We start from the raw sequence: 21,086 nt of genomic DNA, 5'->3' as shown, positions 1-21,086 counted from the left end.
TGTTATTATAAAAAAATGCGATTCATTTCTGAATCGCATTTTTTGTATTTAGACTTATAAATTTTATTTATAAATGTATCACTTCGTCATAAGCATCTGCAACAGCTTCCATTACCGCTTCACTCATTGTAGGGTGAGGGTGAACTGCTTTTAGAACTTCGTGACCAGTAGTTTCTAATTTTCTACCTAACACAGCTTCTGCAATCATATCAGTAACGCCTGCACCAATCATGTGGCATCCTAGCCATTCACCATATTTCGCATCAAAAATTACTTTTACAAAACCATCTTTTGCGCCACTTGCACTTGCTTTACCAGATGCAGAGAATGGGAATTTACCAATCTTAACGTCTAGTCCTTTTGCTTTTGCTTGTGCTTCGGTTAATCCTACACTAGCAATTTCAGGAGAACAATATGTACAGCCAGGAATATTACCGTAGTCTAATTTGTCTACATGTTGTCCTGCAATTTTTTCTACACATAAAATACCTTCAGCAGAAGCAACATGCGCTAAAGCTTGTCCTGGCGTTACATCACCAATAGCATAGTAACCAGGTATGTTAGTTTGGTAAAAATCATTAACTAAGATTTTATCTCTATCAACAACAATACCTACATCTTCTAATCCTATATTTTCAATATTAGATTTTATACCAACAGCAGATAATACTAAGTCAGCTTCTAATATTTCTTCTCCTTTTTTAGTTTTTACTGTAGCCTTAACACCTTTTCCAGATGTATCTACAGAAGTAACTTCAGAAGAAGTCATTATTTTTATGCCAGATTTCTTAAAACTACGTTCTAATTGTTTAGACACGTCATCGTCTTCTACTGGTACAATTTTATCTAAATATTCTACAATAGTAACCTCAGTGCCCATTGAATTATAAAAATAAGCGAACTCTACACCAATAGCACCAGAGCCAACAACTATCATTTTCTTTGGTTGTTTTTTTAATGACATAGCTTGTCTATAACCAATAACTTTTTTACCATCTTGAGGTAAACTTGGCAGTTCTCTAGAGCGTGCACCTGTAGCAATTATAATATGATCGGCAGAATATTCTTTACCGTCTACATCGATTTTCTTTCCGGTTTTAAGCTTGCCAAAACCTTCAATAACATCGATTTTATTTTTTTTCATTAAAAACTTAACACCTCCACTCATGCCTTCAGCAACGCCACGACTACGTTTTACAACAGCATCAAAATCATGTTCATAATCTTTTACTTTTAAACCGTAATCTTCAGCATGTTTTAGGTATTCAAAAACTTGAGCAGACTTTAATAGCGCTTTAGTTGGGATACATCCCCAATTTAAACAAACACCACCTAGGTTTTCTTTTTCTACAACAGCTGTTTTAAATCCTAATTGTGATGCTCTAATTGCAGTTACGTAGCCTCCAGGACCACTTCCTAATACTATAATATCGTATTTACTCATGGATAAGTTTTTTTATTTTAGTTCTATGAATTACAAAAATATGAAATTCCCAAAACTTTATAGCAAATTCTAATTCAAAAAATAATAGAATGAATTAATTAATGACCTTAATAAGCCAAGTCTTTCAAAAATTTTTAGCTGTCGTCCGTAAAATGTTTTAAAGACTTGGCTTGGCTAAATTTTACGTCATTATAAACCTGTGAATTTCCTTTTGGTATTGATAAGGAAGTCCAATTTTTACCTTTAATGAGTTTGCCAATAAATACAATTTGACCGACATGATACGCATAATGCATCATCTGTCTATTAATAGCTTCTGTCACTGTATGACCTTCATTTCTAATGAAGATAACGGATTCTAGGTCTTTGTTGTTTAGATTTTTAATTGTGGAAAGTAGGCACTGCCAGCCTGTGTTCCATGCTTCAATTAGTTCTTGTTTTGAGCCATAGTTATCAATAAATTCATCGTCTCTATTTCGCCATGATTTTTCGCCATCTTCGGTTAAAAAGTTAGTCCATCGGCTATGCATATTACCTGCTAAATGTTTTACAATTATCGCTATTGAATTAGAGTCGGGCTCAAGTTCTGTTTTTAACGCTGTTATTGAGAGTTGTTCTAATGTTTTGTCTCCAAGACTTTTGTAATATTCAAATTGTTTAATTACGCTTGTTAAATACGATTGTTCCATAAAATTGAATTGCTAACTTTAAAAGTAATAATTCAAATTTTAATTTTAAACGAAGTACAATGTTTTCAAGTAATTAATTTTGGTGAAGAAGTGTGTTTATTCTTCGTCTGAAGCTACAAATTTTAAAGCAAGACCATTAATGCAATGACGTTTTCCTGTTGTTTCTTTAGGGCCATCGTTAAACACATGTCCTAAATGACCTCCACAAGTCGCGCAATGTTCTTCATCTCTTGTGTATCCTATCTTTGTGTCTGTGCCATAAGCAACATTGCCTTCAATTTCTCTGTCAAAACTTGGCCAGCCTGTACCAGAGTCAAATTTATGTTCACTTTTAAATAAAGGCGTATCACAGGCAGCACAATGGTAGACACCTTTTTTGTAGTTTTTATTTAATGGGCTAGAAAATGGACGTTCTGTTCCGGCTTCGCGTAAAATATAGTATTGCTCCTTAGTAAGAATGTCTTTCCATTCAGACTCAGTTTTTGTGATTTCAAAAGTTTCTTCTTTCTTTTCCTTTTTTTGAGCCGAAGAATTACAGCTAAAAAGAAAGCAGATGATAATAAATGGAAGTGCTGTTTTCATAGTGTTTTTTAAATTATAGATTCGTTAAAAATTAGGTGTTTTTGTTAATACTTAATAATCTTATAACTGTTTTTTCTGCGTATTCTGCTGTAAACAGTGTTAAAATTTATTTTTATTGAAATAATTTCACTTTTAAATTAACATATTAATATTTAATTGTAAATTGATAGTCTAAATAGAAAAGTTGAAATTCACTTTTTTTTTTAGTCTTAAAACTAACCTTAAACTTACAATTTATTTAATGAAAGCACTTTTTTTTACACGAGAATTCCCACCCTATGTTTATGGTGGCGCTGGAGTACATGTTGAATATTTAGCAGGCGAGCTCTCAAAGCTTATGGAAATGGAAGTAAGAGCCTTTGGAGATCAAGATGTTAAGGCTAATAACTTAAGTGTAAAAGGATTTCCTTTTGATAATTCAGATTTTGATGGTGCTGATGATAAATTAAAAGCTGTGTTTAAAACTTTAAGTACTGGGCTTTTAATGAACGCCAATCCTATAGATGCAGATATTGTACATTGTCATACTTGGTATTCTCATTTTGCTGGTATTATGGCTAAATTGTGTTATGGCATTCCGTTAGTGGTAACAACACACTCTTTAGAGCCTTTACGACCATGGAAACGCGAGCAATTAGGTAGAGGTTACGATGCCTCGTCTTGGATTGAGAAAACAGCAATAGAAATGGCAGATTGTTTAATTGCGGTTTCTGAAGAAACAAAAGTCGATGTGCTTAATCATTTTGATGTAGATGAAAGTAAAATAGAAGTGGTTTATAATGGCATAGATCTTAAAGAATATGTAGTAGTTGAGGATACGACAGTTTTAGAAGCCTATGGTATAGATAAAAATAAACCCTATGTGTTATTTGTAGGAAGGATTACACGGCAGAAAGGTATAATTCACTTAGTCAATGCGATTAAATATATAGATAAAGATACACAAGTTATTTTATGTGCTGGTGCACCAGATACGCCAGAAATTGGCCAAGAAATGAAGGCTGCTGTAGATTTAGCATCTCAAACTCGAGATAATATTGTTTGGATAGATAAAATGCTAGATAAGAAAGATGTTATACAATTATACTCTCATGCAGATGTGTTTTGTTGTCCATCTATTTACGAGCCATTTGGAATAATTAACATTGAAGCTATGGCATGTGAAACCGCTGTTGTCGCTAGTGCTGTTGGTGGTATTAAAGAAGTTGTAGTAGAAGGAGAAACGGGATTATTAATTGCATTAGAACAACAAAAAAGTGCACCATTTGAGCCTGTAAATCCAGATCAGTTTTCTAGGGACTTAGCAAATGGCATTAACACGGTAATAAGCGATAAAGAATTACAACGAACAATGGCGAAAAATGGAAGAAAACGTGTAGAAGATTTCTTCGATTGGACCGCAATTGCAAAACAAACTGAAACGATATATAAATCTCTAATAACAAAATAATGATTAACGATAAAGTACTAAGCATAATTCTTGGAGGAGGCCAAGGATCAAGATTATATCCTTTAACAGAAAACCGCTCTAAACCAGCAGTACCAATTGCTGGTAAATACAGATTAGTAGATATTCCAATTTCAAATTGTATCAATTCAGATATAAAAAGAATGTTTGTATTGACGCAGTTTAATTCGGCATCATTAAATAAACATATAAAGAATACGTATCACTTTAGTTTCTTTAGTTCTGCTTTTGTAGATGTTTTAGCAGCAGAACAAACTATACATAGTGGTGAGTGGTTTCAAGGCACTGCAGATGCGGTTCGTCAAAGTATGCATCACTTCTTACAACATGATTTTGAATATGCTTTAATTTTATCTGGAGACCAGTTATATCAAATGGACTTTAACGAAATGATTAACGCTCATGAAGCAAGTGGCGCTGAGATTTCTATCGCAACTTATCCTGTAGATGCTAAAGACGCAACCTCATTTGGTATTATGAAAACAGATGAGAATAATATTATTAAGTCGTTTGTAGAGAAACCAGATGCGTCGTTATTGCCAGATTGGACATCTAACGTAAGTGATGAGATGAAAAATAGCGGTAGACATTATTTAGCCTCAATGGGAATTTATATTTTTAATAGAGACCTTTTAGTAAAGTTAATGAAAGATGATGGAACTGTAGATTTTGGTAAGGAAATTATTCCAGGAGCCATTGGTAAGCATAAAACCTTAAGTTATCAATACGAAGGCTATTGGACAGACATAGGAAATATAGATTCATTTTTTGAAGCTAATTTAGGTTTAACAGATGCTATTCCTCAATTTAATTTGTATGACAATGAGAAACGTATTTACACAAATGCAAGAATATTACCAACCTCAAAAATCTCTGGTACGTTATTAGATCGGACTGTGATTGCAGATGGTTGTTTAATTCATGCAGCCAAAATAGAACGTTCGGTAATTGGTATACGATCACGCATAGGTGCTGAGTCTACGGTTATTAATTGTTATATGATGGGTAATAGTCGTTATGAATCTTTAGAAGAAGTGCAAGAGCAAAACGTTAGTACTTTTATGGGTATTGGAGAACGTTGTTTTATAAAAAATGCGATTCTAGATAAAAACTGTAGAATAGGTGATGATGTAAGAATCAATGGTGGAAAAAAACTAAAAGATAAAGAAACAGATAGTTATTTTGTGAAAGATGGCATTGTTGTCGTTAAGAAAGATGCACATATTCCGTCAGGTACAATTATTCAATAAATCCACTTTAATATAACCTTAAAAATTCATTTTCTAATTCATAAAACAGAGGCTAATTTTATTAGCTTTGTTTTGTAACGCTAATACTTAACCAACCAAAATGCAAAACCAAAGTCGAATAGTTATTGATGCAGTACAACCTCAAATTAACTGCGGAGAGTTTTTTATAAAACGTATTGTAAACGAAATAGTAAATGTTGATGCACATGTATTAGTAGATGGTCATGATGTGATTGCAGCTTCCGTATTATACAAGCACGAAAATGCAAAAAAATGGCATGAAGTTAGAATGCATGACATGGGTAACGATGAGTGGAAAGCCTCGTTCTTAGTAGAAAAACAAGGTTATTACATCTACAAAGTTCAAGGTTGGGTAGATTATGCATTAAACTGGCAACATGGAATAAAACGAAAAATTGATGATAATCAACACGTCAAATCAGAGTTGCTAGAAGGCGTTACATTATTAGAACCATTATTAAAAAAGGCGACGAAAGAAGAAAAAGATTATTTAACGTATTGTATAGAATGTTTTAAACACGACGTAAAATATGACGATGCCATAGCTGAGGCCATGAGTATTAAGCTTCATGAGATTTTTGTTAAATATCCTGAAAAGCATTTGGCAAATACATCTAAGGAGCTCCAAGTTTACGTTGATAGAAAGAAGGCGAGATTTAGTACGTGGTATGAGTTTTTTCCACGTTCGGCATCTGAAACAGTTGGTAAACATGGTACTTTTAATGATTGCAAGCGATTGTTGCCAAGAATAGAGCAGATGGGATTTGATACCTTGTATTTTCCACCAGTACATCCAATAGGTGAAGTTAACCGAAAAGGTAAAAACAACACAACAGAAGCCAAAGAAGGTGATGTAGGTTCTGCTTGGGGCATTGGATCTCAATATGGAGGTCATAAAGATTTGCATCCACAACTAGGTTCTGTAGAAGATTTTAAAAGCTTAATAGAAGAAGCAAAAAAACATAATATAGAAATTGCAATGGATTACGCATTGCAAGCTGCACCAGATCATCCTTGGGTAAAATCACATCCAGATTGGTTTAAATGGCGTCCAGACGGAACCGTACAATACGCAGAAAATCCACCAAAAAAGTATCAAGATATTTTACCAATTTATTGGGAAAGCGAAGACTATAAAAATTTATGGCAAGAATGTTTAGAGACAATGCTTTATTGGGTAGCCTGTGGTGTTAATGTTTTTAGAGTAGATAATCCGCATACAAAACCATACTATTTTTGGAATTGGCTAATCACAGAAGTTAAGAAACAACATCCTGATGTTATATTCTTGGCAGAAGCCTTTACCAGACCAAAAGTAATGCAGCAATTAGCTAAACAAGGCTATACTCAATCTTATACGTATTTTACATGGCGAAATTCAAAGCAAGAATTTATTGAGTATATGACCGAGTTAACCCAAACAGAACAACGCGAGTATATGCAACCCAACTTCTGGCCTAATACACCAGATATTAATCCTTACCATTTGCAAGGTGCAAACGAAGCGAAATATTTACAACGTTATGCATTGGCGGCCACGTTAAGTTCTAGTATTGGTATATATGGTCCTGTTTTTGAACAAATGATAGACGATGCCATTCCTGGTAAAGAAGAGTATTACATGTCCGAGAAGTTCGAAGTAAAACACTACGACTGGTTTAAGGTTAGTAAATTAACCTTATTAATTTCAAAAATAAATGCGGTTCGTCATGAAAATGAAGCCTTGCAGCAAACCAATAATATTAAATTTTGTGATATACATAATGATAATCTTATTGCGTTTTACAAATGGAATGCAGATAAAACAAATGAATTATTAATTATCATTAGTTTAGATCACCATTATGCACAACAAGGAAGCGTAAAATTACCATTAGCAGCATTAGGAATTGGAGCAGGTCATCAACTACAAGTTCAAGATCTAATAACGGCAAGCAGTTATAACTGGCATAACGAATGGAATTATGTAGAAATACACCCAACTTTACCGTTTCATATTTTTAAGATTCATAAATAATTCTAAAAATTATGACTGCGACTAAACCCAATAATCCACCTTTTAATTTTAATGATAAGTGGGAAGAACTTCTAGAAAACAAGGCATTTATTAAAGCATTTTTGTCTGATGTTCTTGAAGATTATATCGTAAAACAACGTTGGTATGGTGGTAAGTCTAGTCATTTAAAATATATAGAATTAGCAGAGTCATTTAGAATACAAAAAGATGGTGAAGTCTATTATGGCTTAATTTTAGAAGTTAATTTTGAAGAGTCCTTCTACCAGCACTATTTTTTGCCAATTGCGTTTGTGTCTGATGAGAATTTTGCAAAAGATGATAGAATACTTCCTATAAGCATTCAAAATCAAGAAGGGTTTATTATTGATGCCATAAATCTTGAAGCCTTTAGACGCGTAGTTTTTGAGCGAATATTAACGGCAGTACCAAAAGATAAAACACGCGTACGTTATCATAAAAGCGAGTTGTTTAAAGATTGTAAGTACGAGTCGTCTCGTCATATGGGTTTAGAACAGAGTAACACGTCCATCATATATAATGAAAAATATGTGTTGAAATTCTTTAGAAGAATTTATTCTGATCGCAATCCAGATTATGAAATGAGTCGGTTTCTTTCAGATAAAAAAGATTTTAAAAATACTCCAGCCTATTTAGGAAGTGTTCAAATTAAGGACGCAGACAATCTAAACGTTACTATTGGTTTAATGCAAGAAATGGTAGAGAATCAAGGTGATGCCTGGGAATATATGTTGGTGGAGTTTCATAAAGTGTTTTCAAATTTAGAGTATAAACAAATAGATATTTCAACATTACCGAAGGTAGAAGATTTTGGTAGATTACAAATAAAAGATGTGCCTGCTCAAATTATTGATTGGGTTGGGTTAAATGTTTTTAATAAAATACAAACGCTCGCCATGCGAACTGCAGAAATGCATATCGCTTTAGGAAGTGAATTTGAAGATACTGCCTTCACACCATCACATTTTAATGGTGATTATGAGGTTTGGTTAAAAAATAGATTGTTATATCAGTTTCAAAATAGACTGAATATTATTGAAAACAATATAGATAAACTTAGCGGTTTAGCTTTAGAATTAGCAAATGAGTTTTTAGAAAAAAAGAATCTCATAAGAAAACGTTTTGTTGATTTTGATTGGACTAAATTAAAAGGCGAACGAATAAGAGTACATGGTGATTATCATCTTGGACAAGTCCTTGTAAAGAAAGACGACTTTTATATTTTAGATTTTGAAGGCGAACCAGAAAGTACCATTAGAGATAGAAAAGTAAAACAGCCTCCATTAAAGGATATTGCAGGTTTGTTTCGTTCTTTTCATTACGCTATTTACGCTACAATTTTTAATAATATTGAGTTGTACAACTATAATCAAGAACATTTATTTGAAGCAGGCGAAATTTTATATAAATATTTACAATCTGTGTTCTTAGAAACATATGTAACCAAAGTACAAGAGGCCAATCTTAATATTGGTTACAACCAAGAACGAATATTTTTACTAAAATATTCTATGCTAGAAAAAGCAGTTTATGAATTAGGTTACGAACTAAATTCACGTCCTCAATGGGCAGTCATTCCGTTAAAGGGAATTTCAAATATAATTAACAACTAATATATGGCAGAAGTAATTGCATACAGTCGGTTCACGGAATTCGACATAAATTTATTTAAAGCTGGTAAACATTATCGTTTATACGAAAAATTCGGTTCGCACGTCACAACATTAGATGGTGTTGAAGGTGTTTATTTTGCCGTTTGGGCGCCAAGTGCTAAAAACGTCTCTGTAATAGGCGATTTTAATTTTTGGGTAGAAGGCGAACATCAGCTAAATGTACGTTGGGATTCTAGTGGTATTTGGGAAGGATTTGTACCTGGAGCTCAAAAAGGACATGCCTATAAATATAAAATACAAAGCAATAATAATGATATAAAAACAGAAAAAGCAGATCCTTATGCCAGACGTGCAGAGCATAATCCTAAAACAGCCTCTATAGTTTGGGACGAAACGTATAAATGGAAGGATAGCAAATGGATGAAAAAGCGTAAAGAGCATAATGCGCAAGATGCACCATTTTCTGTATATGAAGTTCATTTGGGCTCTTGGAAAAAGAAAGTAGATGAAGGACGATTTATGTCTTATGTAGAAATGGCAGACGAGCTAGTGGCTTATATCAAGGATATGAATTTTACACATGTAGAATTAATGCCAGTAATGGAGTTTCCATATGATCCATCTTGGGGTTATCAAGTGACAGGTTATTTTGCACCAACATCACGATTTGGTTATCCTGAAGAGTTTAAATTATTGGTAGATAAGTTGCATCAAAATGACATAGGAATTATTTTAGATTGGGTACCATCGCATTTTCCTGAGGATGCTCATGGATTAGGCTTTTTTGATGGTTCAGCATTATATGAACATCCAGATCCTAGAAAAGGATATCATAACGATTGGAAGAGTTTAATTTTTAATTATGGTAGAAATGAAGTAAAATCGTTTCTTATCAGTAATGCCATTTTTTGGTTAGATCAGTATCATGCAGACGGATTGCGTGTAGATGCTGTTGCGTCCATGTTATTTTTAGATTACAGTAGAGAAGATGGTGAATGGGAGCCAAATATGTTTGGAGGTAGAGAAAATTTAGAAGCTATGTCATTTTTAAGAGAAATGAATGAGGCTGTATATTCTGCTTTTCCAGATGTTCAAACCATAGCAGAGGAATCTACGGCATTCCCTATGGTATCTAAGCCTACATATATGGGAGGATTAGGTTTTGGGATGAAATGGATGATGGGTTGGATGCATGATACCTTGCAGTATTTTGCAAAAGAACCTGTGTATAGACAGTTTCATCAAAATGATTTAACCTTTTCTATGACGTATGCCTTTACGGAAAACTTTATGTTACCACTGAGTCATGATGAAGTTGTATATGGAAAAAAATCTATTTTAGGAAGAATGCCAGGTGATGAGTGGCAGCGATTTGCAAATTTAAGATTGCTATACAGTTATATGTTTACGCATCCAGGCACTAAGTTATTATTTCAAGGTGCAGAATTTGGGCAAAGCGGTGAATGGAATTTTGAATCTAGCCTCGATTGGTATTTATTACAATACGATCCACATATAGGTGTGCAGAAATTAATAAAAGATTTAAATGCACTATATAAAAATGAACCAGCGTTATACGAAAAGCAATTTTCTGCAGAAGGTTTTGAGTGGATTGATTATAATGATTCTAAAAATTCGGTGTTTTCGTATATAAGAAAAGGGAATGACGAAAAAGATGATTTAATTATTGCTTGTAATATGACGCCTATTCCAAAGGAAAACTACACATTAGGTTTGCCTAGAAAAGGAACATTAAAAGAAGTATTTAATAGTGATTTAAAACCATACTTTGGTAGTGGTCAGTTTAAGAACTCCTTGAAAACGACTAAAGATGAGCCATGGCATTTTAGAGATCAGTCCGTAGCTGTGGATATTCCACCATTAGGTATGGTTGTCTTTAAATACGAGAGTAAAGCAAAAGCATTATCGGCTTCAAAGACAGTAAAAAAAGAAAAACCGAAATCAAAAAAACGTAAAAAATAATAGTAAACCGACCTCAAAAGAACTCAGCTACTTTTGAGGTCTTTTTTAAATAAACAGATAAGATAAGGCCATTCGTAGAAAGGCGCTTATCATTAAAACACATAGACATATGGGTTGTATTTTTATAGAATTGAAGTCTATAAATTATATCTTTTAAAAAATGAGGTCTAATACAAAAAAAGAACTGTTATTAAAATATGGCATTCCATGTCTTTCTGTTGTTGTAGTTGCTGTTCAGCTATTTTTTGTGTCAGAAAGACAACTGAGTAAATGGAAAGGAGGAGGCTATGGTATGTATTCTGAAATTCATTATTACTATAACCAAATTTATATTCCTGATTTATCGGTGGACTCATTGGTAAAAACAAGTCTTGAAATGAAAGAGACGTTGGGCTATTTAATGGTAATGCCAAACGATAAAAATATTGAAAACGCGGCGAAGTTAATTTTAGAAACAACACAAAGGGATAGTGTTTTTGTGCAATTATGGAAGCCAGTAGTAAGTTTAAAAAACAAAACCTTTACAAGGGCTTTAGTAAACGAAATTTATTTAAAAAAATCTGATCTTTGAGTATATTGATTCACATAAAAAATAGCTTAAAAGATCCAATTAAAATAGCACAATTTTTATTAGCACTATTTGCAGTTATTTATTTAGTGTTACTAGCAGATGACTTTTTTGTATTTAAAATTCCAATTCTCGTTGGTGGATTGGTATTTTGGATTATAGATTATAAAAAACGTGCGTTTCCCGTGCTTTGGCTAACTATTTTAGTATTGCTAATTATTGATGTAATTGGGTCGTATTTTTGGGTAGCTAATCATCATTTTTTACTTTGTTTTATGGTGCTATCAATGATTACCTTTTTTTATCACAAGCGCAGCAGTATCCTCTTCGTTAATATTCAAACTCTCGTAGTCATTGTATTATTGCTATCTGTTTTTCAAAAGCTATTTTCAAGTCAATTTATAAGTGGAAATTTCTATTATCATGATATAAATCAAGGTGCTATGTTTAGACCCTTATTTTATCTTTTTCCAGATAGCTTAGAAATAGCCAATCAGAATGTAGACAACATAAAAAAATTAAAAGAATCAGATCCTAATTTAGAACATAGTATAGCTGTAATTGATATTGTACCTAATCTAAGAATTATGACGGTAATCTATGCGTGGTTAACAATTTTGGTAGAAGCTATTGTCGCTTTGTTCTTAATTTGGAAACCAAGAAGTACTTGGACTCACCTTTTTTTGATAATAATGATTTGCGGTATTCTTTTTACCAAATTAGAAACAGGCTTTATGTCTCTCCTTGCCATATGTGGATTGTTTTTATGTACAAGTTTAAAGCAAAAGTTAATCTATATTGCTATTCTCATGGTCTGTATTTTAATAATAATGGCTAAAATGGGCTATCACTAGTACAATTTTTTGAGGTATTTAGGTAAACTAGAAATTTTATCTATCACATGGCTGTTTTAAGTGTTGCGATATATACTATATATAAGTTTTATATTCCTATAATCGCAAAAACACCACTCTAAAACGATATAGTTGGTAACATTTTCTAATAACGGATGTAATCCCTTTTGATTGTTGGTTTTTTTCCTTTTTTTTGTATTAGATTTTTATGATAAAAACGACCTATGATTGTAAATACGGAATTAGAAAATAAAGGGAATTTATTTCCTCTGAATATAATTGAGTTTAAAAAAGATGTAGATAAACTATATTTTACAGCAGCGAATGATGTTATATTAGAGCTCACTGTGGTTAGAGATAGTTTATTGCGTTTTAGATATACTACGGTAGGAAACTTTGATAACGATTTTTCTTATGCCATTACCAAATACGCTAGTATTGGTTACAATAAGTTAGAAATAGAAGAACACGAAACATTTTTTGAGATTACGACGTCTAAGTTGCGATGTGAAATTGCAAAAAATGATATGAAAGTGTCTATCTATGATGCAATAGATGGCGTTCTTATTAACCAAGACGAAGGTGGTTTTCACTGGGAAGAAAGCTACCAATATGGTGGTAACATAGTTAAGATGAGTAAGACCTCTAATGATGGTGAAAGCTATTATGGATTAGGAGATAAGCCAAATCATTTAAACTTAAAGGGAAAACGCTATAGCAATTGGGTAACAGATTCTTATGCTTATGGAAGAGAAACAGACCCAATATATAAAGCAATTCCGTTTTATACCGGATTACATCATGGTAAAGCCTACGGAATTTTCTTTGATAATACCTTTATGGCATCTTTTGATTTTGCTCAAGAGCGCAGAAATGTAACAAGTTTTTGGGCGCAAGGAGGTGAGATGAACTATTATTTCTTTTATGGTCCTAAAATGAACGATGTTGTTGAAAGTTATACCGATTTAACAGGAAAACCACATCATTTGCCACCACTTTGGGCATTAGGATTTCATCAATGTAAATGGAGTTATTATCCAGAGAGTAAAGTAAAAGAAATAACGTCAACCTTTAGAAAACTACAAATACCGTGTGATGCCATCTATTTAGATATTGATTATATGGATGGATTTCGATGTTTTACCTGGAATAAAGAATATTTTCCAGATCCAAAACGTATGGTAAAAGAATTAATGGATGACGGCTTTAAAACGGTAGCCATTATTGATCCAGGAATAAAAATAGATAAAGACTATTCTGTATTTAAAGAAGCATTAGAGAAAGATTATTTCTGTAAACGTGCAGATGGTGATTATATGAAAGGAAAAGTATGGCCAGGAGAATGTTATTTCCCTGATTATACAAATCCTGAAGTTAGAGATTGGTGGTCTGGCTTGTTTCAAGAATTAATAGAAGAAATAGGTGTAAAAGGTGTTTGGAATGACATGAATGAACCTGCTGTAATGGAGGTACCTAACAAAACGTTTCCTGATGATGTAAGACATGATTATGATGGTAATCCATGTAGTCATAGAAAAGCACATAATATCTATGGTATGCAAATGGCAAGAGCCACGTATCAAGGTTTAAAGAAATATTCATATCCAAAACGCCCATTTGTAATAACACGTTCAGCATATTCGGGTACGCAGCGCTACACGTCAACATGGACAGGTGATAATGTCGCTACTTGGGAACATTTGTGGATAGCAAATATACAAGCACAACGTATGGCTATGTCTGGTTTCTCTTTTGCAGGTAGTGATATAGGAGGATTTGCAGAGCAACCACAAGGTGAGCTTTTTACACGTTGGATTCAATTAGGAATTTTTCATCCCTTTTTTAGAGTGCATTCTTCTGGTGATCATGGCGATCAAGAGCCTTGGGCATTTGATGAAGATGTAACAGGAATTGTTAGAAAATTCATAGAAATTCGTTATGAATTACTACCATATTTATATACTGCATTTTGGAATTATGTTCAAAACGGAACACCATTATTAAAGTCTTTAGTATTATACGACCAAGAAGATGTACAGACGCACTACAGAACAGATGAGTTTGTCTTTGGAGAGCAAATCTTAGCATGCCCAATATTAGAGCCAAATGCCAAAGGAAGAAGAATGTATATTCCACATGGTAAATGGTACAATTTCTGGAATGATGATATTGTAAAAGGAGGTAAAGAGATGTGGGTTGATGCAGATATCGATAGTATGCCAATTTTTGTCAAAGAAGGTGCTATTTTACCAAAATTCCCAGTACAGCAATACGTTGGTGAAAAAGAAATAACTGAAATAACCTTAGATGTGTATTATAAGTTAGGAAAAGAAAATAGCGAACTTTTTAGTGATGCTAATGATGGATTTGATTATACAAAAGGCCGTTATAGTTTAAGAAACTTTACCTTAACAGGTAAAGCAAACGAGCTTATAATAAACCAATATAAGGAAGGTAAATTTGTAACACCATATGAAACTTTTAAAATTCAATTTCATGGCTTGCCATTTGATGTTGTAGAAATACAATTGGATAATGAAAAGATTAAACTTGAAAGTTTAAAAGTAAATGGTATTACCTCAATTGTAATAGATAAGAATTTTTCTGAATTACATATACTAGGAGCTAAGACTAAATCTTAATTTAAAGTGACTGTTGCGCAAAAGATGTGTCTAAAAATTAAAATTGATTTTTTTGTATTTTAGTAAAACAAAATAAACTATTGAATATGAAACATAGTAAAGTACTTTTAGTTGTATTAATTTTTGGAATAGTATACGCGTGTGCAACGAACCCTTTTACTGGTAAAAAGACATTAGCGTTTGTAAGTAACGATCAATTATTTCCTTCAGCTTTTGCGCAATACAACCAAGTAAAATCGGAGAGTAAAGTAATTACAGGAACCTCAGATGCAGAAATGATTACTAGAGTTGGACAACGCATAGCAGCTGCGGCAGAGCGTTGGTTAGTCGCTAATGGAAATCATGGGTATTTAGATGATTACCAATGGGAATATACCTTAATTCAAGATGATCAAGTAAACGCATGGTGTATGCCAGGTGGTAAAATAGCATTTTACACTGGGATTTTACCAATTGCTGCCAATGAAACAGGTATTGCAGCAATTATGGGACATGAAGTGGTACATGCTTTAGCAAATCATGGACAACAACGAATGAGTGCCTCTTATTTACAACAAGGATTAGCTGTTGCAGGTAACGTTGCATTGGCGAATGACCAACAAGCTTTAGGGATTTTTAATCAGTCTTTTGGCGTTGTTTCAAATGTAGCAGGTATATTACCATTTAGTAGAAGTCACGAAACTGAAGCAGATAAAGTTGGATTAATAATTATGGCAATTGCAGGCTATAATCCAGATGAAGCTGCAGAATTATGGAAACGTATGAAAGCGAATAGTGGAGGTGAAGCACCACCAGAATTTTTAAGTACACATCCAAGTAATGATACAAGAATTAAAAATTTACAAGATTTAGCGCCAACGGCAAAAGCTGAAGCGGCTAAATTTGGTACGACATCATTTAGACCAATAAATTAAAAAATTAATAATATTTGATTACTTTAGAAGCTGCTCATATTGAGCAGCTTTTTTTATTAAATTAGATATGGATAAACTTCAAAAAGGTAGTAAAAAACTTCTCAATGCATGGGCATTTTATGATTGGGCCAATTCCGTGTATACTTTAACCATTGCGTCTTCAATATTTCCTATATTCTATTCAGCTCTGTTTTTAGGTCAAACCGAAAAAACGGTAAATGCTTTTGGTATGGTTTTTAAAAGTACAGCCTTAATTACATATGTTACGGCCTTTACGTTCTTAATTGTTGCAATTACCTCTCCAATTCTTTCGGGTATTGCCGATTATGTAGGTAACAAAAAGAATTTTATGAAGTTCTTTTGCTATGTAGGCAGTGCAGGTTGTATTGGTCTTTTTTGGTTTAGTTTAGATAGCATTCACTTGAGTATGTTGTTTTATTTTATGGGATTAATAGGTTATTGGGGAAGTCTCGTTTTTTATAATTCTTATTTGCCAGATATTGCATTTCCAGAACAACAAGATAGTGTTAGTGCAAAAGGATTTAGTATGGGTTATGTTGGTAGTGTTATTTTATTAGTCATCAACCTTATTATGGTTATGTATCCAGATGTATTTTTTATATCAGATAATATTGGCGAAAACGGAGAGATTATAGAAACTGCGGCTCAGGTAGGTATGAGGTATAGTTTTATAATGGTTGGTTTGTGGTGGTTGCTATTTAGTCAATACACATTTTATATTTTGCCAGTCGGAGTTTCTAATGGACATAAAGTAACAAAAGATGTTGTATTCAATGGTTTACGAGAATTAAAACAGGTTTGGATACAGTTAAAGCAAAACTTACGATTAAAGCGATATTTAGTAGCCTTTTTTGTCTTTAGTATGGCGGTACAAACAATTATGTTGGTCGCGGTCTATTTTGGAGAAGAGGAAATTGCTTGGGGAGATTCAGATGCAAAAACATTAGGACTAATTGTGAGCATATTAATAATTCAGTTAGTTGCTATTTTAGGAGCGTATTTTACGTCTCGTGCGTCATCCAAATTTGGAAATATTAAAACGCTCATTGTTATAAACTTCTTTTGGATGGCACTTTGTCTGTACGCTTATTTTATGGTAACCCCTTTACAATTTTATATCGCAGCAGGTTTAGTAGGTTTGGTTATGGGAGGCGTTCAATCTTTAGCGAGGTCTACGTACTCTAAATTTTTACCAAAAACAGAAGACACAACATCTTATTTTAGTTTTTATGATGTCGCGGAAAAAATAGGCATTGTAATAGGAATGGGCATCTTTGCAACGATAGATCAAGTAACAGGTAGTATGAGAAATGCCATTTTGTTGTTAGTGATATTCTTTTTAGCAGGTATTGCGCTATTGTTTAGAGTGCCAAAAGTAAAACAAGAAAGTAAAGTCTAATATTCAAGGTTTGTTACAAATTCACATCCAGTAGAATTTGTAAACGATAAGGTTTTTTTATCTGGATTTCATTGTGAATATTTCAACGGTAGATTCAGTTAAATATATTGACTACAATTTGATGACATTTATTTTTGATCTATATACGTAAAGAAGCATTATTTTTTTGAAAAGTAGCGTGAAGTCGAAATTAAATTTAATGATGAAATAACCCGTTTTGTATTAACTTGAAATTGTAATTTTTAAAATTACAATGTAATCAAACTAAATAATTATCAATTATTCTTATATTGCGTGTAACTAAATTTTTACTCATGAAAAAACTACTTTTACTTTCCGTGTTATTAACCTTATTATTGACTTCTTGTAGTGATAATGTAGATTTGGCTATAGATAATCCTACAGATTTTTCTGTTGAAGTTGTGGTAGACACGTTACGTGTAGTTGTACCACCAAAAGAAGTGGTTTGGGTAGAGATGGGCAAAGGTGAACATCAGTTAACATTAGAGAATGATAGTATAATTAAATTTAATTTTACAGAGTCTGTGTATATGATTAATCCGTCATTATCTGAGTATTTATTAACAGATGAATATTATGGACCAGAAATGTATCAAGATAGTTATGCTGCAAATCTTACAAGAAAAGAGGTTACATTTTTAGGGATTCCAATAGAAGGGAACTATGATGTTATTAGTGATGTTATAAATGAAGTAACATGGGATTATGGACCTAGAGAAGCATTGCCAGAAATGGTTGAGGTAGATTCTGACGAATCTTACACCAGTTTGGTAAAAGCATACGATGCGCAAGAATTTATGGCTCTAATGATGAGTTCATACTCTGGTGAAGAGTAATTTGTAGCTACAATCTATTTATGTTAAAAACTTCGCTTGGTACGCACATCACTTGGGATGTCTATAATTGCAACGCAGAATCTTTATCTTTTATTCCTAAAGTTCAAAAGGTTTTAAATGCTATAGTTAAAGAGCTTCAACTCTCTAAAGTAAATGAATCTTTTAAACAATTCGAACCTGTTGGTGTCACAGGTTTTATTTTATTAGAAGAGAGTCATGTGAGTATTCATACATGGCCAGAACATCAATTTGCTGCCATTGATATATTTTCTTGTCAGCCTTTCAATGCCGAAATAATTCAGAATTTACTTATGGAATCATTTAGTTCAAATAATGTAATAATTAAGCAAATTGAAAGAGGTGAAGCAATAGGAAATAGTACACCTAAGGTACTTTAATTATTCCGTTACAGATTTCCAATTTTCTCCAGATTTTATTCTATAAAGCTGCATTGTAGATATACCAAATTGTTTGGCAATCATTTTCATTCTAGTTCTACGATTAGGATCGTTTATTTTTCTTTTTATAAGCTTTACTTTGGTTTCGGTAAGTTTTGTATTAGAAGGTTTTTTTCTAACAATGTTTTTAAATTTAGGATTACTAAACTGATGGATTTCTTTTTCTCGTTTAGTTGCCCATTTTAAGTTTTTTACATGATTGTCCGTTTTATCGTAATTAAGATGTATCACAAATTCACCATCATTTTTGTCTAAAAAATGTTCTGCAACAAGTTTATGAACATATCTACTAGTTTGTTTTCCGTTCTTTTTCTGTTTTACAGGTAAATTTTGATAACCATTAATGTAGTATTTTTTTACTAAGGTGTCTTCTGGTGTTTTGCAATTTATTATACGACCGTAGTTAGAGATTTTAAACAACTCATTGTCAGCAATATTATCGTCAAATTTTATTGTTTTCCACTCTTCATTCCAATAATAACGTATCATAGCGTGTTTTTAGTAACTTTTTGCAAGGATACATTTTATATATTATTTGAGAAATGAGGTGGGATTTGGCCCTTAGAAAGGTGTACGCTTTTAAATAATAAAGTGTGACATAAATTCACAATCATCCGTAATAATTGGAGAGTCTTGCGCTCTTAAGTTGATCGCTGAAGCTTTTGTAGTATAAAACATACCAATTTGGTAATAATACTTTTCTAGGTCTTGATTTAAAGGATAATATTTCTGAAAAACCATATCTTGTTTTCCGTAGTCACCTTTAGATTCTAGTCTTGCTTTTGTTGCCGTTTCTATAGCAATATTTTCGCCTAATCTTCCGTAAACCGGCTTTTTAACATACTCACCTAATCGTGCCTCTTGTTGAAGATAGGTTTCTGCTAAAATATTATTCGGGAAATTTTGAGTAATATAAGCAAGGAATTTTTTATTCTGCCAAATGGCTGTATATGGTGGATTTAAAACAACAACCTTATCATTTATTATGAGCTCAGAAAGTGTTTGGGCTAATTCTGGCTCGTCATTAAACATCCAATCCCAAGGGACCATTTTAAAAAGTACATCGATTTCTTCAAACTCTCCACCGATTTCATAAAATACACCTTCATCTGAAAAAATTACATTCTCAAGATTTGAATATAATGGCTTGAAACCTGCTTGGTAAGCGATATCAATTATGCAATTAACGTTCTCTACATCTTCAACATAACCAAAAGAAGTTCCCAAAAAAGTTGGGCTGGATTTTGTTAATGTCGCTTTTAAATTAGTAAGCGTCATTTTAATATCCTCACTTAGTGTATTAAAATTTTGTGGGTTGCCTTTTAATTCTGCCAACTGTAGTGGTTGCCATAAAAGTGTTTCTGGAATGGTACTGCAGGTATCAGCATTGAATTCTATAATTCTGCCGTAATCAGATTTTAATCCACCATTAATATCAAAACGACCGTAAAGAAAAGGATGCTTAGACTTGTTTTTCCAGCTATGAATAATACTGTTTTGAAATGATAAAGGAATATTAAGATCTCCTAATTTATTATCGGCAATAATTTTATCTGTAGCACGCTGAAATAAATAGAAAGCTTCATCAGAAATACGACGTAATTGTTCTACTTCAGAGCGATAAATACCTAATAATTCTTCAGAAAAATAATCTTCTCCTAAAAACCAATGTAAACGATTTGGGACGTGTTTCTTTTTAAGACGTTTAATTTCCTTAAAACGACTATCCTCCAAACGATCTAAACGACTTTCCACTGCCATAGCCTTTAGATGATGAACCAGGTACACTCACACGACGTGATGTAGCCGAACTCTTTAAATCATTTTTTAAACCTGTAGACTTATTGTAAGCCGAAGCGTTTTTATAGTTGCTTTGTTTAGGCGAAACATTACCCATGTTTCTATTAAAATAAGACGCAGCTAACGAGTAATATAATATACTTCTTAATCCTGAGTGACGGTAAGAAGAAGATTCGTCATCTTTTAGTTTTCTTAAAGATAAAGTATCTACTGTGCCTTCTAAAGTGTGCACTATTGCAATAGATTTTTCTTTATCATCGATAATACGCTCATCGATAATTTTATAATCTTCGCCTGGCTCTATTTCTTCAACTTCTGTAATTACACCTTTAGTAGATTCGTAAATCGTTTCTTCTTGTGCATCTTTAATTCTTGGGCTTCCATCTTCTTCTCCACAACTTTGAAAAGCTAGGGCAGCAGACACGGCTGCGATTAAAGTTATTTTTTTAGTTAAAGCAAGACCTGTTATAAAATTTTTCTTCATCTTT

At 32.8% G+C, this 21,086-nt stretch carries 18 protein-coding genes; 12 read left to right on the top strand and 6 right to left on the bottom strand.

The features are described from left to right. Window positions 1-67 precede the first annotated feature (67 nt). The 3 genes from lpdA to msrB form a co-directional block, all read right to left on the bottom strand. Window positions 68-1,444, bottom strand: a complete 1,377-nt coding sequence (gene lpdA, locus HNV08_RS09730) for a dihydrolipoyl dehydrogenase (RefSeq protein WP_173281128.1) — start codon at window positions 1,442-1,444, stop codon at window positions 68-70. Window positions 1,445-1,578: 134 nt separating this feature from the next. Further along, on the bottom strand, window positions 1,579-2,133 hold the full coding sequence (locus HNV08_RS09725) for a DUF1572 family protein (RefSeq protein ID WP_173281127.1): 555 nt from the start codon (window positions 2,131-2,133) through the stop codon (window positions 1,579-1,581). 96 nt (window positions 2,134-2,229) lie between these two features. Continuing rightward, window positions 2,230-2,715, bottom strand: a complete 486-nt coding sequence (gene msrB, locus HNV08_RS09720; RefSeq protein ID WP_173281126.1) for a peptide-methionine (R)-S-oxide reductase MsrB — start codon at window positions 2,713-2,715, stop codon at window positions 2,230-2,232. 241 nt (window positions 2,716-2,956) lie between these two features. Between msrB and glgA the strand changes: the two genes are divergently transcribed. The 12 genes from glgA (at window position 2,957) to speD (ending at window position 18,738) form a co-directional block, all read left to right on the top strand. After that, the gene (glgA, locus tag HNV08_RS09715; RefSeq protein WP_173281125.1) at window positions 2,957-4,165 is read left to right on the top strand and encodes a glycogen synthase; all 1,209 of its coding nucleotides are present in this window, start codon (window positions 2,957-2,959) and stop codon (window positions 4,163-4,165) included. Beyond that, window positions 4,165-5,433, top strand: coding sequence for a glucose-1-phosphate adenylyltransferase (locus tag HNV08_RS09710; protein WP_173281124.1), 1,269 nt, complete (start codon window positions 4,165-4,167; stop codon window positions 5,431-5,433). Before glgA ends, HNV08_RS09710 begins: the two co-directional genes overlap by 1 nt. Window positions 5,434-5,533: 100 nt before the next feature. Next, window positions 5,534-7,471 (top strand): alpha-1,4-glucan--maltose-1-phosphate maltosyltransferase, encoded by a 1,938-nt coding sequence (locus HNV08_RS09705; RefSeq protein WP_173281123.1) that lies wholly within the window; start codon window positions 5,534-5,536, stop codon window positions 7,469-7,471. Window positions 7,472-7,482: 11 nt separating this feature from the next. Beyond that, window positions 7,483-9,102 carry a maltokinase N-terminal cap-like domain-containing protein gene (locus tag HNV08_RS09700; protein WP_173281122.1) on the top strand — a complete coding sequence of 540 codons (1,620 nt, stop codon included), beginning with the start codon at window positions 7,483-7,485 and terminating at the stop codon, window positions 9,100-9,102. Window positions 9,103-9,105: 3 nt separating this feature from the next. Next, window positions 9,106-11,085, top strand: a complete 1,980-nt coding sequence (glgB, locus tag HNV08_RS09695) for a 1,4-alpha-glucan branching protein GlgB (RefSeq protein ID WP_173281121.1) — start codon at window positions 9,106-9,108, stop codon at window positions 11,083-11,085. 160 nt (window positions 11,086-11,245) lie between these two features. Beyond that, complete coding sequence (locus HNV08_RS09690; RefSeq protein ID WP_173281120.1) at window positions 11,246-11,656, top strand: hypothetical protein; 411 nt, start codon at window positions 11,246-11,248, stop codon at window positions 11,654-11,656. Beyond that, a complete protein-coding gene (locus HNV08_RS09685) occupies window positions 11,653-12,507 on the top strand; it encodes a hypothetical protein (protein ID WP_173281119.1) in 855 nt (284 codons plus the stop codon). The genes HNV08_RS09690 and HNV08_RS09685 overlap by 4 nt, the downstream gene beginning before the upstream one ends. Before the next feature lie 224 nt (window positions 12,508-12,731). Then, window positions 12,732-15,149: a glycoside hydrolase family 31 protein gene (locus HNV08_RS09680; RefSeq protein ID WP_173281118.1), complete on the top strand. Its 2,418-nt coding sequence runs from the start codon at window positions 12,732-12,734 to the stop codon at window positions 15,147-15,149. Between the two features lie 86 nt (window positions 15,150-15,235). Next, window positions 15,236-16,063 (top strand): M48 family metallopeptidase, encoded by an 828-nt coding sequence (locus HNV08_RS09675; protein ID WP_173281117.1) that lies wholly within the window; start codon window positions 15,236-15,238, stop codon window positions 16,061-16,063. Between the two features lie 67 nt (window positions 16,064-16,130). Then, a complete protein-coding gene (locus HNV08_RS09670; protein ID WP_173281116.1) occupies window positions 16,131-17,483 on the top strand; it encodes an MFS transporter in 1,353 nt (450 codons plus the stop codon). A gap of 314 nt (window positions 17,484-17,797) precedes the next feature. After that, window positions 17,798-18,340 (top strand): hypothetical protein, encoded by a 543-nt coding sequence (locus HNV08_RS09665; protein ID WP_173281115.1) that lies wholly within the window; start codon window positions 17,798-17,800, stop codon window positions 18,338-18,340. Window positions 18,341-18,360: 20 nt separating this feature from the next. Beyond that, the gene (gene speD, locus HNV08_RS09660; RefSeq protein WP_173281114.1) at window positions 18,361-18,738 is read left to right on the top strand and encodes an adenosylmethionine decarboxylase; all 378 of its coding nucleotides are present in this window, start codon (window positions 18,361-18,363) and stop codon (window positions 18,736-18,738) included. On the opposite strand, the gene HNV08_RS09655 is transcribed toward speD, so the two are convergent. From HNV08_RS09655 to HNV08_RS09645, 3 genes are all read right to left on the bottom strand, one after another. Beyond that, the gene (locus HNV08_RS09655) at window positions 18,739-19,287 is read right to left on the bottom strand and encodes an NUMOD4 domain-containing protein (protein WP_173281113.1); all 549 of its coding nucleotides are present in this window, start codon (window positions 19,285-19,287) and stop codon (window positions 18,739-18,741) included. It abuts the gene before it with no gap. Window positions 19,288-19,377: 90 nt separating this feature from the next. Then, a complete protein-coding gene (locus HNV08_RS09650) occupies window positions 19,378-20,559 on the bottom strand; it encodes a glutathionylspermidine synthase family protein (RefSeq protein ID WP_173281112.1) in 1,182 nt (393 codons plus the stop codon). Then, entirely contained in the window at window positions 20,522-21,082 is a 561-nt protein-coding gene (locus HNV08_RS09645) for a hypothetical protein (protein WP_173281111.1), read from the bottom strand. Before HNV08_RS09645 ends, HNV08_RS09650 begins: the two co-directional genes overlap by 38 nt. Window positions 21,083-21,086: the final 4 nt, after the last annotated feature.

This window comes from Winogradskyella eckloniae (assembly GCF_013249045.1).
GTDB classification, from domain to species: Bacteria; Bacteroidota; Bacteroidia; order Flavobacteriales; family Flavobacteriaceae; genus Winogradskyella; species Winogradskyella eckloniae.
The sequence above is the reverse complement of the archived record's forward strand: the minus strand, read 5'-3'. Positions and strand labels throughout refer to the sequence as shown.